The sequence below is a fragment of the Streptomyces sp. NBC_01363 genome (assembly GCF_026340595.1).
In the GTDB taxonomy this organism is placed as follows: Bacteria; Actinomycetota; Actinomycetes; order Streptomycetales; family Streptomycetaceae; genus Streptomyces.
Window position 1 is genome coordinate 2,974,726 of record NZ_JAPEPF010000001.1, and the last position, 14,845, is coordinate 2,989,570.

Here is a 14,845-nt window from a genome sequence, read left to right on the forward strand (position 1 = left end):
CCCCTCGCGGGCGTTCGCTACGTTTGCACCGTGGACAAGAAGAACGCTATGCGCGCCGGCGCCGTCGCGGCCGGAACGACGCTGATGATGCTGCTCATGTCGTCCCCCGCGCTCGCGCTCACCCGCGACGACGGTGACGACCCGGGGCCCGGCCTGAGCGCGATGGAGACCATCGGCCTCTACGTCGTGGCACCCATCGTCCTGTTCCTGGTCATCACGGGCCTGGTCATGGTCCTGGACAAGTCCAAGAAGCAGGCCTAGTACCCACACGCTCGTCCCGGGTGCGCCGCAGGTACTCCGTGAGTACCGCGCGGCGCACACGCGTGTCCGCGGCCGGGCACCCCGCCCTCGGCGCCGGGTAGGTTGCGGCCATGATCGAGTGGGACGTCAAGAAGCTCCGCATCCTCCGCACCCTGCGCGACCGGGGCACGGTCACCGCGACCGCGCAGGCCCTGCTGATGACGCCCTCCGCGGTCTCGCAGCAACTGTCCAGCCTCTCCAGGCAGCTCGGTGTGCCGCTCCTGGAGGCCCAGGGCCGACGCGTCCGGCTCACCGACGCCGCGCATCTCGTGCTGCGCCACGCCGAGGCCGTCTTCGCCCAACTGGAGCGCGCCGACGCCGAACTGACCGGCTATCTGCGCGGCGAGGCCGGCGAGGTGCGGATCGCCGCGTTCTCCACGGCCGTGCCCGTCCTCGTGGTACCGGCGATCCAGCGGCTGCGCGCCGAGGAGCGCCCGGGGCCCGATGTGCGGGTGCGGGAGGCGGAGGCCGCGCAGGCGTACGAACTCCTGGTCGCCGGTGACGTCGACCTCGCCCTGTCCCTCGCCGCGCACGCCCCGACGGCCCGCGACCCCCGGTTCGCGGTGCTGCCCCTGCTCGCCGACCCGCTGGACGTGGCCCTGCCCGCGGACCACCGCCTCGCCGCCGCGCCCGCCCTCCGCCTGGCGGACCTCTCCGGCGACCCGTGGATCTTCGGCGGTTCGGGCCCCTGGTCGCAGATCACCACGGCGGCGTGCGAGGCCGCCGGATTCGTGCCCGAGCAGGCGCACAGCGCCTCCGGCTGGACGGCGATCCTGGCCATGGTCGAGGCGAGTCTGGGGGTGGCGCTGATCCCGCGGATGGCGTCGGCGGAACGGCACAGCCGGGGCGGCGTGGTGATGCGCGCGCTCGACGCCGACCAGCCGCGCCGTCATGTGGTGGCGGCGGTGCGCCAGGGCGCCGAACGGGGCCCCGCGGTGGCCAGGGTGCTCGCGGCGCTCACCGCGACCGCCGAATCGTTCACTTCGACTGAATAGACGATGCAAAAACTTTCGATGGACCTGATGGGTCATGGGCCGTGACAGTAGGTGCATGACCTTCGACCAGAATGAGAACCACCACGACGACCCCCACGCCAACGACGCGGCCCCGTACGGCGGTGGTGACCCGTACGCCGACTACCGCGGCACCGACCTGCCCTTCACCGAACTCGTCGACCTCGCCGACCGCCGCCTTGGCGCGGGCGTGATCGCCGCCAACGACGAGTTCTTCGCCCAGCGCGAGAACCTCCTGGTCCGGGAGCGCGCGGCCTTCGACCCCGAGCACTTCGGCCACAAGGGCAAGATCATGGACGGCTGGGAGACCCGCCGCCGGCGCGGCGCGGACGCGGACCACCCGTTCCCGGCCCCCGACGAGCACGACTGGGCCCTGATCCGGCTCGGCGCCCCCGGCATCATCCGCGGCATCGTCGTCGACACGGCCCACTTCCGCGGCAACTACCCGCAGCGCGTCTCGATCCAGGCCACCGCGGTCGAGGGCTCGCCCAGCCCCGCCCAACTCCTCGCCGACGAAGTGAAGTGGGAGGAGATCGTCCCGCCGACCCCCGTACGCGGCCACGCCGCCAACGGCTTCGAGATCACCGGCGGCCGCCGCTGCACCCACGTACGCCTGTGCCAGCACCCCGACGGCGGCATCGCCCGCCTCCGCGTCCACGGCGAGGTCCTCCCCGACCCGTCCTGGCTCGCCACGCTCGGCACGTTCGACCTGATCTCGGTGCTGAACGGCGGCAGTTACGAGGACGCCTCGGACCGCTTCTACTCCTCGCCGACCCAGATCATCCTGCCCGGCACCTCCCGGAAGATGGACGACGGCTGGGAGAACCGCCGCCGCCGGGTCCGCGACACCAACGACTGGGTCCGCTTCCGCCTCCCCGCCCAGGGCGCGGTCCGCGCGGTCGAGATCGACACCGCGTACCTCAAGGGCAACGCGGCCGGCTGGATCGCACTCCAGGGCCGCAACGGCGAGACCGGCGAGTGGTTCGAGATCATCCCCCGCACCAGGCTCCAGCCCGACACCCCGCACCGCTTCCCGCTCCGCGCCCAGGCGGTCGTCACCCACGTCCGCCTCGACGCCTTCCCGGACGGCGGCGTCGCCCGCATGCGCCTGTACGGCAGCCTGACGGAGTCCGGCGCGGCCGAACTGGCCCGCCGCTACGAGGAGTCCGGCGCGTAACCCCCCCGGCTCCGGGCCCCCTGCTCCCGCCCGTCGGACGGCTGCGCGACCGCGCCCGTCCGACGGGCGGGTTTCCAGCACCAGGCCGTCCGGGGCACGAACGAAGGGGCGCCCCCACCACGGGAGGCGCCCCTCACTGTCTCACCGGTCAGCGCGTCACGCCGTGGCCGCCGCCGCGTCCGCGGCCTGGGCCCTCAGGGCGCGCTCGACGCCCGAGCGGGACTCCGACATCAGCCGGCGCAGGGCCGCGCTCGGGTCCGTCGAGGAGAGCCAGGCGTCCGTGGCGTCCAGCGTGGCCTGCGAGACCTGGAGGGTCGGGTAGAGGCCGATGGCGACCTGCTGTGCCATCTCGTGGCTGCGCGAGTCCCAGACGTCCTTGACCGTGGCGAAGAACTTCTCCGTGTACGGAGCCAGCAGTTCGCGCTGGTCGGTCTGGACGAAGCCGGCGATGACCGCCTCCTGGAGGGAGTTCGGCAGCTTGTCGGACTCGATGACCGAGGCCCACGCCTCCGCCTTCGCCTCCTCGGTGGGGCGTGCCGCGCGGGCGGTCGCCGCGTGGCGCTCGCCCGCCGCCGTCCTGTCGCGCTCGTACTCGGCGGCGATCTCGTCCTCTTCGAGGAGACCGGTCGCGGCGAGCCGCTCGACGAACGCCCAGCGCAGCTCCGTGTCGACGGCCAGGCCCTCGACCGTCTCCTTGCCGTCGAGCAGCGACTGCAGCAGGTCCGTCTGCTGCGGGGTGCGGGCCGTCTCCGCGAAGGCGCGGGCCCAGGCCAGCTGGTGGTCGCTGCCCGGCTCCGCCCCGCGCAGGTGCGCGAGGGTGGCCTCGGTCCACTGCGTCAGCCCGGCCTCGCGCCACTCCGGCGCCGCGTACAGGTCCAGCGCCAGCTTCACCTGGCGGTGCAGCGACTGGACGACGCCGATGTCCGACTCCTTGCCGATGCCGGAGAGCACCAGGGCGAGGTAGTCGCGGGTCGCCAGCTCGCCGTCGCGGGTCATGTCCCAGGCGGAGGCCCAGCACAGGGCGCGGGGGAGGGACTCCGTGAAGTCGCCGAGGTGCTCGGTGACGACGCGCAGCGACTCCTCGTCGAGCCGGACCTTCGCGTACGAGAGGTCGTCGTCGTTGAGCAGGATCACGGCGGGGCGGGCGGTACCGGCCGGGAACGGCACGGTCGTGCGCGCACCGTCGACGTCCAGCTCGATGCGGTCCGTACGGACCAGCTTGCCGGAGCCGTCGAGGTCGTAGCAGCCGATGGCGATGCGGTGCGGGCGCAGCGTCGGCTCGCCCTTCGCACCGGCGGGGAGGGCCGGGGCCTCCTGGAGCACGGTGAACGAGGTGACGTGACCGTTCCCGTCCGTGGTGATCTCCGGGCGCAGGATGTTGATGCCCGCCGTCTCCAGCCACGCCTTCGACCAGGTCTTCAGGTCGCGGCCGGAGGTCTCCTCCAGGGCGCCCAGCAGGTCGGACAGCCGGGTGTTGCCGAACGCGTGCGCCTTGAAGTACGCCTGGACGCCCTTGAAGAACTCGTCCATGCCGACGTACGCCACCAGCTGCTTCAGGACCGAGGCGCCCTTGGCGTAGGTGATTCCGTCGAAGTTGACCAGCACGTCGTCCAGATCACGGATGTCCGCCATGATCGGGTGCGTGGACGGCAGCTGGTCCTGGCGGTAGGCCCAGGTCTTCTCGGAGTTGGCGAACGTGGTCCAGGAGTTCGGCCACTTCGAGCCCTGCGCGTACGCCTGGCAGGCGACCGAGGTGTACGTGGCGAACGACTCGTTCAGCCACAGGTCGTTCCACCACTCCATGGTGACGAGGTCGCCGAACCACATGTGCGCCAGCTCGTGCAGGATGGTCTCCGCACGCCGCTCGTACGCCGCGTCCGTCACCTTCGAACGGAACACGTACTGGTCGCGGATGGTGACCGCGCCCGCGTTCTCCATCGCGCCGGCGTTGAACTCCGGGACGAAGAGCTGGTCGTACTTGGCGAACGGGTAGTCGTAGTCGAACTTCTCCTGGAACCAGTCGAAGCCCTGCCGCGTGACGTCGAAGATCTCGTCCGCGTCGAGGAACTCGGCCAGCGACGGACGGCAGTAGATGCCGAGCGGGACGGACTGGCCGTCCTTCTCGTAGCTGCTGTGCACCGAGTGGTACGGGCCGACGATCAGGGCCGTGATGTACGACGAGATGCGCGGCGTCGGCTCGAAGGACCAGACGTTGTCCCGCGGCTCGGGCGTCGGCGAGTTCGAGATGACCGTCCAGCCCTCCGGCGCCGTCACGGTGAACCGGAACGTCGCCTTCAGGTCAGGCTGCTCGAAGCTCGCGAAGACCCGGCGCGCGTCCGGCACCTCGAACTGGGTGTAGAGGTACGCCTGCTGGTCGACCGGGTCGACGAAGCGGTGCAGGCCCTCGCCCGTGTTGGTGTACGAGCAGTCGGCGACGACCTTCAGCTCGTTGGAGCCCGCGACCAGGTGCGGGAGCGCGATGCGCGAGTCGCGGAACACGGCCGCGACGTCCAGCGCCTTGCCGTTCAGCTCGACCTCGTGCACGGCCGGGGCGACCAGGTCGATGAAGGTCTCCGCACCGGCTTCGGCGGAGTCGAAGCGCACGGTGGTCACGGACCGGTAGGTGCCGCCCTCCTGCGCTCCGGAGAGGTCGAGATCGATCTCGTACGCGTCCACGGTCAGCAGGCGCGCCCGCTCCTGTGCCTCTTCGCGGGTCAGATTGGTGCCAGGCACGCGGTCATCTCCTTGGTATGTGACGTTTCCGGTCATCCTTCCACGTCGCGCGCTCCGGCGGGGGCCCGGTCCGCGGTGGGTGCGCGCATACGAAAGGGCGGCCACCGCACACCGGTGGCCGCCCTTTCCCGCATGCCTCAGACGTCAGCCGTTCAGCTCCGCCGCGACCAGCTCCGCGATCTGCACCGCGTTCAGCGCCGCGCCCTTGCGCAGGTTGTCGTTGGAGACGAAGAGCGCGAGGCCGTTCTCCACGGTCTCGTCGGCCCGGATCCGGCCGACGAACGAGGCGTCCTTGCCGGCCGCCTGGAGCGGGGTGGGGATCTCCGAGATCTCGACGCCCGGCGCGTCCTTCAGCAGCTCGTACGCGCGCTCCACGCTGATCGGACGGGCGAAACGGGCGTTGACCTGGAGCGAGTGACCGGAGAAGACCGGGACCCGGACACAGGTGCCGGACACCTTCAGCTCCGGGATCTCCAGGATCTTGCGGGACTCGTTGCGGAGCTTCTGCTCCTCGTCGGTCTCGAAGGAGCCGTCGTCCACGATCGAACCGGCCAGCGGCAGCACGTTGAAGGCGATCGGACGCTTGTAGACGCCCGGCTCGGGGAACTCGACGGCCTCGCCGTCGTGGGTGAGCTTGTCGGCGTCGGCGACGACCTTGGACGCCTGGCCGTGCAGCTCGGCGACGCCGGCCAGACCGGAACCGGACACCGCCTGGTAGGTGGCGACGGTCAGCGCCTGCAGACCGCCCTCGTCGTGCAGCGGGCGCAGCACGGGCATGGCGGCCATCGTGGTGCAGTTCGGGTTGGCGATGATCCCCTTGGGCCGGTCGGTGATCGCGTGCGCGTTGACCTCGGAGACGACGAGCGGGACCTCGGGGTCCTTGCGCCAGGCGGAGGAGTTGTCGATCACGACGGCGCCCTGCGAGGCGACCTTCTCGGCGAGCGCCTTCGACGTCGCGCCACCGGCCGAGAACAGCACGATGTCCAGTCCGGTGTAGTCGGCCGTCGAGGCGTCCTCGACGGTGATCTCCCGGCCCTGCCACTCGATCGTCGAGCCCGCGGAGCGCGCGGAGGCGAAGAGCCGCAGTTCGTCGGCGGGGAACTTCCGCTCGGCCAGGATGCTGCGCATGACTGTGCCGACCTGACCGGTGGCGCCGACGATTCCGACCTTCACAGGGACTCCTTCGAACGTACGAACTGAGACGGTTGCCGCTCCATGATGCGTATGTCCACGGCTTTCTTGTCCAATCCATTGTCCGCGGTACGGACGGTGCCCGCCCGGCCGGGCACACGGCAGTGGGGCGGGAGCTCCACCGAGCGCCCGCCCCACTGCTGTACATGTTGTACGGATCACACGGTGGCCGTTACGGCGTGACCTTCTCGATCACGACGCTGGCAGTGCCCGCGGCGGTGCCGCGGCCGTTCACCAGGTGGACCTCGCCGAAGAACTGCCGGCCCTCGGGGGCCGCCCCGGCGACCGCGACCTCGGCGGTGATCTGGGCGGAGGCGCCGTTGGCCAGGTTCACGGCCTTCGACTCGTCGACCTTGATCGTGCCGAGCGACGGTGCGTAGTACACGTCGCGGTAGTCGTACGTGGTGGTGCCGGCCGGGACGTCGTAGCCGTCGATCACGACGGTGTACGTGCCGGCGGCGGGCTTCGCCAGGCTGACCGCCTCCTCGGAGCCGGCCGTGGTGGACTTGCCGACCGTGGCGCTGCCCCGGTAGACGTACAGGTCCAGGTCGGCGTTGGCGTCCGCCGTGCCGCCGATGGCGACGTCCAGCTTCTCGACGCCCTCACCGATGGTGACCGTGTACTCCTGGCGGTCGCCCGTCTTGATCGACGGCTTCGCGACCTTGGCCGAGCCCAGCGAGCCGCCCTTGAGCGCGCCCTCCAGGTCACCCGCGTTGTTGGTGACCTTCCAGTTCACCGCGGCCGGCGTGCCGATCTTCGCCTCGGCGATGGTCTGCACCGCCGGGTCGAAGGTGGCACCGAGCAGCGAGACGTCCAGCTTGTACGGGTTGTCCAGCAGCGGCGACGTACGCCGTGCCTCGACCTCGATCTCCCAGACGCCCGGCTGCGGGTCCTTGTACGAGCGCACGTCCGGACGGCAGGTGTTGGCCGGGTTCTCGTAGTTCGGGTAGCAGAACGGCGTACCGCTGTCCTCCATCTGCACCCCGTACGGGTGGATGGAGATGAAGCGGGTCTGGCTGCCCGAGCGCAGGGCGCCCATGGCGACCTCAAGGGTCTTGGCGCCCTCCGGCACGGTCACGAAGTACGACGTGGTGCTGTTGCGCTGCACCGAGCCGGACGCCTTGAACGCGTAGGCGGGCTTCACGAGCTTCGTGGAGACGACCACCGTGGTGAGGATCTGCTGGTCCACACCGACGGTCTTGCTGTCGTCCACCTTCAGGATCGCGCTGTGCACGCCCGCGCTGCCCGGCTTCGCCTGCACCTTGACGGTGACGGGCTTGCCCAGCGGCAGCGAGACCGTGCTCGAACCGCTCAGCTTGAAGGTGCCGTCGTTGTTCTTCCACGACAGCTTGTGCTTGACGGCCTTGTCCGGGCCCGTGGTGCGGGTGATCGTGACGTCGTACGACTTCGTCTGGCCGGCCTTCAGGCCGCCCTCGCGGTCGTACAGACCGGTCCCGAAGCCGGGGGGCTTCAGCGCGAAGTCGATCGCGGTGTCGACGGGGGCCTTCACCGAGTACTCGTGCGCCGGGGCGCCCTGCTTCTCGATCTGCTTCCAGGCGCCGACGATGTCGATCAGACCGGAGCCCTGGGCGTGCGCGGGCACACCCTTGATGTGGGTGGCGGTGCTGGTCAGCGCGGTCCGCAGATCGGCCGGGGGCAGCTCGATGTGCTTCTGCTTCGCGGCGGACAGCAGCAGCGCGGTCGCGCCCGCGGCCTGCGGAGAGGCCATTGAGGTGCCCTGCAGCATGGAGTAGCCGGCCGGGAGCGAGTAGCCCGACTCCTTGACCGGGCCGCCGGGCAGCCAGGTCTGGGTGGTGTTGATGGACGCGCCCGGGGCCGTCAGGATCGGCGCGAAGCCGCCGTCCTCACGCGGACCGCGCGAGGAGAAGGGCAGCATGTCGTACTTCTTGGTGACGTTCGAGCCGTAGTTGGCGGCCCAGGTCTCCTTGGAGATCGACGCGCCGACGGAGATGACGTGGTCGGCGAGGCCGGGGTCACCGATGGTGTTGACGCCCGGACCGTCGTTGCCGGCCGAGATGACCAGCTGGACGCCGTAGATGTCGATGAGCCGCTTGTAGATCTCCGCGCGGGCGTTGTTGCCGTCGTTGAGCGGCGGCAGGCCGCCGATCGACATGTTGACGACGTCGACACCGCGGTTCACGACGAGGTCGGTCATGCCCTCGGTGAGCGCGATGTTGGTGCAGCCGCCGTCCCAGGTGCAGGCCCGCGAGGAGACGATCTTCGCGCCCGGCGCGGCACCGTTCATCTTGCCGCCGAACAGGCCGTTCGCGGCGGTGATGCCCGCGACGTGGGTGCCGTGCTCGCTCTCGATGACGCCGATGCTGACGTAGTCGGAGGTGTCGCCGGCGGCGTTGTAGACGACGTCCTTGCGGGTCTCGACGACGAACGGGATCCGCTCGACGACATCGGTCCGCGGGTCGTCCTTGCCGAAGTAGGAGACCTGGTGCTTCTCCTTGTACGGCTTCAGGACGGCGTCGTCGGAGAAGTCCGCGTTGTTGTTCAGGTCGACGCGGGTGGTGCCGGTGACCGGGTCGTAGAGCACGGCCCACACATCGGTGGTGTCGCCGTCCCGGTTCAGGTCGCCCTTCATGTCGCCGCCCTTGGTGGCGGCCTCGGCGAACAGCTTGATCCGGTAGTCGCCCTTGGGCGCCTTGTACGTACGGCCCTCGTACGTGAACGTCGGGCCGGACACGCCGTCCGTCATCCGCAGCCAGGTGCCGTCGTCGTCACTGACCGGGTCGGTCGCGGTCACCCAGTCGACGATCTTGCGCTCGCCGGTGGTGGTCTTCTGCAGCGCCGGGTGGCCGAGGTCGACACCCGAGTCGAGGACACCGATGGTCACCCCGCGGCCGTCGGCCTTCGGGTGCTGCTGGACGAAGTCGACCGCGCCCGTCTCGAAGGACGGGTTGTACGGGTTCTTCGCCGGGGTCTTCTTGCCGGGCGCCGGGTAGGAACCGGTCGACCTGGTGGCGGCCTTGGCCCCGGTCGCCCGGTCGCCGGTGGGCGTCGGGTCGTCCAGCTTGATCTCCTGCTCGAGATCGATGCCGTGGACGGACGGCAGCTTGGCGGCCGCCTTGATGGTCGCCTCGGCGGACGCGGTGGGCACGGTGACCCGTACGTAGCCGAGCTTGTCGTACGCACGTCCCGGCACGGAGCCCTTGACGGCGTCCAGCTGCTTGGTGACCTGCTCGGTCGCACCGGGAGCGGTGGCGACCATCATCGTGACGTTCTTCTGGCCCTTGGCCTTCGCCTTGGCCAGAAGCTGCTCGTCGTTGGTACCGAGCTTGTCGGCCGTGGCACCCTCGGCGGCGGACTTGACCGGAGCCGGGGCAGGAGCGTCGGCGGCGAAGACGGGGGCAGCGCCGGTGGCGGCCAGCGCGGCCACCAGGCCGGCGGCAGCCGCGACTCGGGCCGCGCGTCTCGCCCCGGGTATGGAACTGGGGGACTCGGTGGTCATCAGCATCCCTGGATATGAAAGAGAGAGTCCGGAATTCGGTACCGGATGACCGCTCACCCTTTCGTAAATGACAGGGGTTTGTGGAGAGTTGGAGGGGGTGAGATGGGGACATGGCGGGCTTCCGCCACCGGGGCTGATGCGCCATCAGGGACGAAGTGACAGATAAGTGACGCCTGTGATTCACTCCACCGTTCTCAGCGGGGCAGGATCACCACATATGCCGCCGGTTCGCGGTCGGCCGCCGCCATCAGTGCCGTACGCACCACGACCGCCTGCTGCTCGCTCGCGTCGCGGAGCTTCCTCGGTGCGAGACGGACGAAGGTGACGCCGAGCCGCTCCAGATGCTCCCGCTCCGCGGCGTGCCCGGAGCACTCGGTCCCGTGCTCCCGCTCCTCCCGGCACCGCCCGTCGTCGGGCCCGCCGCGCCTCGGCGCCCTGATGTCCAGCTCCACGGCGACCGCCTGCTCGGGCCAGTAGGCGTCCACGCCGCCGAGGCAGGGGCCGCCGGGCAGCCGCAGGTCCACGTTCCACAGCGGCTCCGGCAGGTCGTACGTCCGCACCATGTCGTACAGTCGGGCCTCCGCCAGCGCCCGCCCCTCGGCGAGGAACGAGTCGACGGCCTGCACCACCTGCGGCCGGCCCAGCAGCTTCGCGCGGCTCAACTCGCGTACGACCGCGGCCGGTTCGCAGTGCCCGCCGCGCACCGCCTCGATCAGCAGCCCGCGCACGGCCAGGGGGTCACCGAGTCCGGCGACCGCGTCCGCGAGCGCCCGCTCCACGGGGGTCACGGGCAGACCGCGCACCTGCTCCGCGCGGGGCGTTCCGGAGGAGCGCACCAGATGGACGTACCCGACCGAGCGCAGCCGCCGGGTGCGCGGCACCAGGACGTCGATCCCGGCCGCCGACGCGGGCGGCGGCGCGGCGGCGAACCCGTGCAGGGTGAGCGCGGTGAGCCCGGTGAGCATGGCCTCGCCGTAACCGGACTCCGGTTCGCCCTCCCGCCCCGGCTGCGCCGGTACGCCCCGGCGGCCGGAGGCCGGTGGCCGGCCGGCGTACAGCAGGGCGGAACGCAGCCTTTCCTCATCGGTGGGCGGCTCCGGGTGCAGGACGTACACGCCGGGCAGTGGCTGCTGCCACGGCCCACCGGCCCGGCAGTGCGCGGCGGCCTCCGCGGCGGACACCCCCTGCGCCCTCAACTGCGCCGCAGACAGCACGCGTTGGCGGACATCGTCGGCGATGCGGGGGTGGCAGGGGGAGAGCGGGGTGTTCTGGGTCATGTTCCGGGGTATCCCGCATGCCGTGGCGGCGCTAACCCCTGTTACACGCTCGTCGACAATTCAGGACAACGCCGTCCTAAAGTACGCACGTTCGACGACCGAAAGGCCCGACCCGGCCTCTTCCGGCCGCTCACTCCGGTCACTCCGGTCGAGGACGGCGCCGGGACCACCCGGCCCCGGCGCCGTCCGCCGGACGTCAGATCCCGGCCCCGGCCTCCGCCGCGCCCGCGTCGCACGCCTGCGCCCGCAACGCCCGCGCCAGATCGTCCCGGGCCTCCAGCACCAGCCTCCGCAGCGCCGGCGCCGCGTCCTCGTGGGCGGCCAGCCACGCGTCCGTCGCGGCCAGCGTCGACGGGTCGTCCTGAAGCGCCGGGAACAGGCCCTTGACCACGATCACCCCGATCTGGATCGACCGCTCGGCCCAGACCCGCTCGATCGCGTCGAAGTACTTGCCCGCGTACGGCGCGAGCAGCTCCCGCTGCGACGACTGCATGAAGCCCGAGATCGTCGCCTCCACCAAGGCGTTGGACAGCGCGTCCGACTCCACGACGCCCGCCCAGGCCTGCGCCTTCACCGCGGCGGAGGGCCGCGAGGCCAGGCACCGCACCTGATGCCGCTTGCCGGACGCCGTGTCGTCGCGGGCCAGCTCGGCATCGATCACCGACTCGTCGGCCACCCCGTGCGAGGCCAACGGGGACAGGAACGCCCACCGCAGCTCCTGGTCGACGTCGAGCCCGTCGATCCGGGCCGAGCCGTCCAGCAGCCCGGACAGCAGCTGGAAGTCCGCCTCCGAGTCGGCGACCGACGCGAAGAACCGCGCCCACGCCAGCTGGTGCTCGCTGCCCGGCTCGGCGATCCGCAGCTCCCGCAGCGCACCCTCGGACAGCGCCCGGCCACCCTCCTCGCGCCACCCGGGCGCCGCGTACTGCACCAGCGAGGTCCGGGTCCAGGTGTGCAGCATCTGCAGCACGCCGATGTCGGACTCCCGGCCCGCGAAGGCCAGCACCAGGGAGACGAAGTCGCGGGCCGGCATCAGCCCGTCCCGGGTCAGGTTCCACAGCGCCGACCAGCACAGCGCCCGCGCCAGCGGGTCCGTGATGTCGCCGAGGTGGGCCCGCAGCGTGGCCAGCGACACCTCGTCGAAGCGGACCTTGCAGTACGTGAGGTCGTCGTCGTTGACCAGGATCAGCTCGGGCCGCTCGGCCCCCGCCAGCTCCCCGACCACCGTGCGCGGCCCCGCCACGTCCACCTCGGCGCGCGCGTACCGCACCAGGTCGCCGTCGGCCGTCCGCCGGTACAGCCCGACCGCGACCCGGTGCGGCCGCAGCTCCGGGTGGGAGTCGGCCGCCTCCTGGAGGACCGCCAGTTCCGTGATCCGGTCCGCCGCGTCGTACGTCGCCACCGGCGTCAGCGAGTTGACGCCCGCGGTCTGCAGCCACGACCGCGACCAGGAGGCCATGTCACGCCCGGACGTCTCGGCCAGCACGGACAGCAGATCGCCCAGCTGCGTATTGCCGTAGGCGTGCTTCTTGAAGTAGCGCCGGGCGCCCTCCAGGAACGCCTCCCGCCCCACGTACGCCACCAGCTGTTTCAGGACCGAGGCGCCCTTGGCGTAGGTGATGCCGTCGAAGTTCAGCTTGGCGTCCTCCAGGTCACGGATGTCGGCCGTGATCGGGTGCGTGGACGGCAGCTGGTCGGCGCGGTACGCCCAGGACTTGCGGTTGTTGGCGAAGGTGATCCAGCCGTCCTCGAAACGGGTCGCCCCGACCATCGCGAAGACGCCCATGAAGTCGGCGAAGGACTCCTTCAGCCACAGGTCGTCCCACCACTGCATGGTGACGAGGTCCCCGAACCACATGTGTGCCATCTCGTGCAGGATGACGTTGGCGCGGCTCTCGTACGCGGCCTGCGTCACCTTGCCGCGGAAGATGTACTCCTCGCGGAACGTGACACAGCCCGGGTTCTCCATCGCGCCGAGGTTGTACTCGGGCACGAACGCCTGGTCGTACTTCCCGAACGGATACGGGTAGTCGAAGTTGTCGTGGAAGAAGTCCAGGCCCTGCTTGGTGATCAGGAAGACGTCGTCCGCGTCGAAGTGCCGGGCGAGCCCCTTGCGGCACATCGCGCCGAGCGGGATCTCCAGCGTCGTACCGTCCTCGAACGTACGGCTGTATGAATCCGTGACGTAGTGGTACGGACCGGCGACGACCGCCGTGATGTACGTGGCGATCGGCTTCGTCTCGGCGAACCGCCAGGTCCCGCCGTCCCGCGACTCCTCCGCCCCGTTGCTCCGGACCGTCCAGCCCTCCGGCGCCGTCACCTGGAAGCGGAAGGGGGCCTTCAGGTCGGGCTGCTCGAAGTTCGCGAAGACGCGCCGCGCGTCGGCGGGCTCGTACTGCGTGTAGAGGTAGACCTCGCCGTCCTCGGGGTCGACGAACCGGTGCATGCCCTCGCCGGTCCGGCTGTACGCGCACTGCGCGTCGACCACCAGGACGTTCTCGCCCTCCGGCAGCTCGTCCAGCGCCACCCGTGCGCCGTCGAAGACGACGGCGGGGTCGAGCGACCGCCCGTTCAGCGTCACCGCGTCCACGGACGGCGCCACCAGGTCCGCGAAGGTCGACGCCCCCGCCCGCGCGTTGCGGAACCGGATCGTGGTCACCGAGCGGAAGGTCCGCGGACCGGCGGCGGCGTCCCCGTCACCGTCGGGCCCGTCCACGGCGGAACGCAGATCGAGTTCGACCTCGTAACCGTCGACGGTCAGCAGCTCGGCCCGTACTCGGGCCTCGTCACGGGACAGGTTCTCACCGGGCACGGGCACACTCCTTTGTGTCACGTTCGAATGGTTTTGATCCTCCCATGCCGCCGCTCGGCCCGGAACTGGGGAATGACGGGCGCCTCCGGGGACGTTCTGCGCACAGATGCGATCACCCTTATGAGGAGAGACGATGCCCGACAACAGCACGGCGACCGGCAAGACCCCTGTCGATTTCTGGTTCGACCCGCTCTGCCCCTGGGCCTGGATGACCTCCCGCTGGATGCTGGAGGTGGAGAAGGTCCGCGACGTCGAGGTCCGCTGGCACGTGATGAGCCTGTCCGTCCTCAACGAGGACAAGATCGACGAGCTGCCCGAGGAGTACCACGAGCTGCTGGAGAAGGGCTGGGGCCCGGTCCGTGTGGTGATCGCCGCCCGGCAGAAGCACGGCGACGAGATCGTCGGCCCGTTGTACACCGCGCTCGGCACCCGCTTCCACAACCAGGGCGAGGGCCCCACCCGCGAGGCGGTCGTGGGGGCGCTCCAGGACGTCGGCCTGCCGGCCGAGCTGGCGGACTTCGCGGACTCGGACGTGTACGACGCCGAGCTGCGCGCCTCCCACAAGGAGGGCATCGACAAGGTCGGCCAGGACGTCGGCACCCCGGTCATCGCCGTCCCGGGCGCGGACGGCGAGCAGATCGCCTTCTTCGGCCCGGTCGTCACCCCCGCCCCGAAGGGCGAGGAGGCGGCGAAGCTGTGGGACGGCACGCTGCTGGTGGCGTCGATCCCCGGCTTCTACGAGATCAAGCGGACCCGGACCCAGGGCCCGATCTTCGACTGACCTGCCGGGTGCGGTGCGGGTCCCGGCAGCCGCCCGGCCCCGCGTCGTCCTCGACCCCGCCGCCGACGGTGAACCACCAGCGG

Annotated in this window: 9 protein-coding genes; 4 read left to right on the forward strand and 5 right to left on the reverse strand. The window is 70.8% G+C overall.

What is annotated here, in order from left to right; genetic code table 11:
• Nucleotides 1-30 precede the first annotated feature (30 nt).
• The 3 genes from OG611_RS13760 (at nucleotide 31) to alc (ending at nucleotide 2,490) form a co-directional block, all read left to right on the forward strand.
• On the forward strand, nucleotides 31-261 hold the full coding sequence (locus tag OG611_RS13760) for a hypothetical protein (protein WP_124717671.1): 231 nt from the start codon (nucleotides 31-33) through the stop codon (nucleotides 259-261).
• 110 nt (nucleotides 262-371) lie between these two features.
• Nucleotides 372-1,295, forward strand: a complete 924-nt coding sequence (locus OG611_RS13765) for a LysR family transcriptional regulator (RefSeq protein WP_266419123.1) — start codon at nucleotides 372-374, stop codon at nucleotides 1,293-1,295.
• A gap of 55 nt (nucleotides 1,296-1,350) precedes the next feature.
• Entirely contained in the window at nucleotides 1,351-2,490 is a 1,140-nt protein-coding gene (gene alc / locus OG611_RS13770; protein WP_266419126.1) for an allantoicase, read from the forward strand.
• Between the two features lie 156 nt (nucleotides 2,491-2,646).
• Here the strand turns inward: alc and pepN (OG611_RS13775) are convergent, their stop codons facing one another.
• The 5 genes from pepN (OG611_RS13775) to pepN (OG611_RS13795) all read right to left on the reverse strand — a co-directional run bounded on the left by pepN (OG611_RS13775) (nucleotide 2,647) and on the right by pepN (OG611_RS13795) (nucleotide 13,981).
• Nucleotides 2,647-5,223, reverse strand: a complete 2,577-nt coding sequence (gene pepN / locus OG611_RS13775; protein ID WP_266419129.1) for an aminopeptidase N — start codon at nucleotides 5,221-5,223, stop codon at nucleotides 2,647-2,649.
• A gap of 144 nt (nucleotides 5,224-5,367) precedes the next feature.
• Nucleotides 5,368-6,396 (reverse strand): aspartate-semialdehyde dehydrogenase, encoded by a 1,029-nt coding sequence (locus OG611_RS13780; protein ID WP_266419132.1) that lies wholly within the window; start codon nucleotides 6,394-6,396, stop codon nucleotides 5,368-5,370.
• Nucleotides 6,397-6,586: 190 nt separating this feature from the next.
• Nucleotides 6,587-9,898, reverse strand: a complete 3,312-nt coding sequence (locus tag OG611_RS13785; RefSeq protein ID WP_266419134.1) for a S8 family serine peptidase — start codon at nucleotides 9,896-9,898, stop codon at nucleotides 6,587-6,589.
• 188 nt (nucleotides 9,899-10,086) lie between these two features.
• Entirely contained in the window at nucleotides 10,087-11,169 is a 1,083-nt protein-coding gene (locus tag OG611_RS13790) for a hypothetical protein (protein WP_266419136.1), read from the reverse strand.
• Nucleotides 11,170-11,365: 196 nt separating this feature from the next.
• A complete protein-coding gene (gene pepN, locus OG611_RS13795; RefSeq protein ID WP_266419139.1) occupies nucleotides 11,366-13,981 on the reverse strand; it encodes an aminopeptidase N in 2,616 nt (871 codons plus the stop codon).
• A gap of 133 nt (nucleotides 13,982-14,114) precedes the next feature.
• Between pepN (OG611_RS13795) and OG611_RS13800 the strand changes: the two genes are divergently transcribed.
• Entirely contained in the window at nucleotides 14,115-14,762 is a 648-nt protein-coding gene (locus OG611_RS13800) for a DsbA family protein (RefSeq protein ID WP_266419141.1), read from the forward strand.
• Nucleotides 14,763-14,845 lie beyond the last annotated feature (83 nt).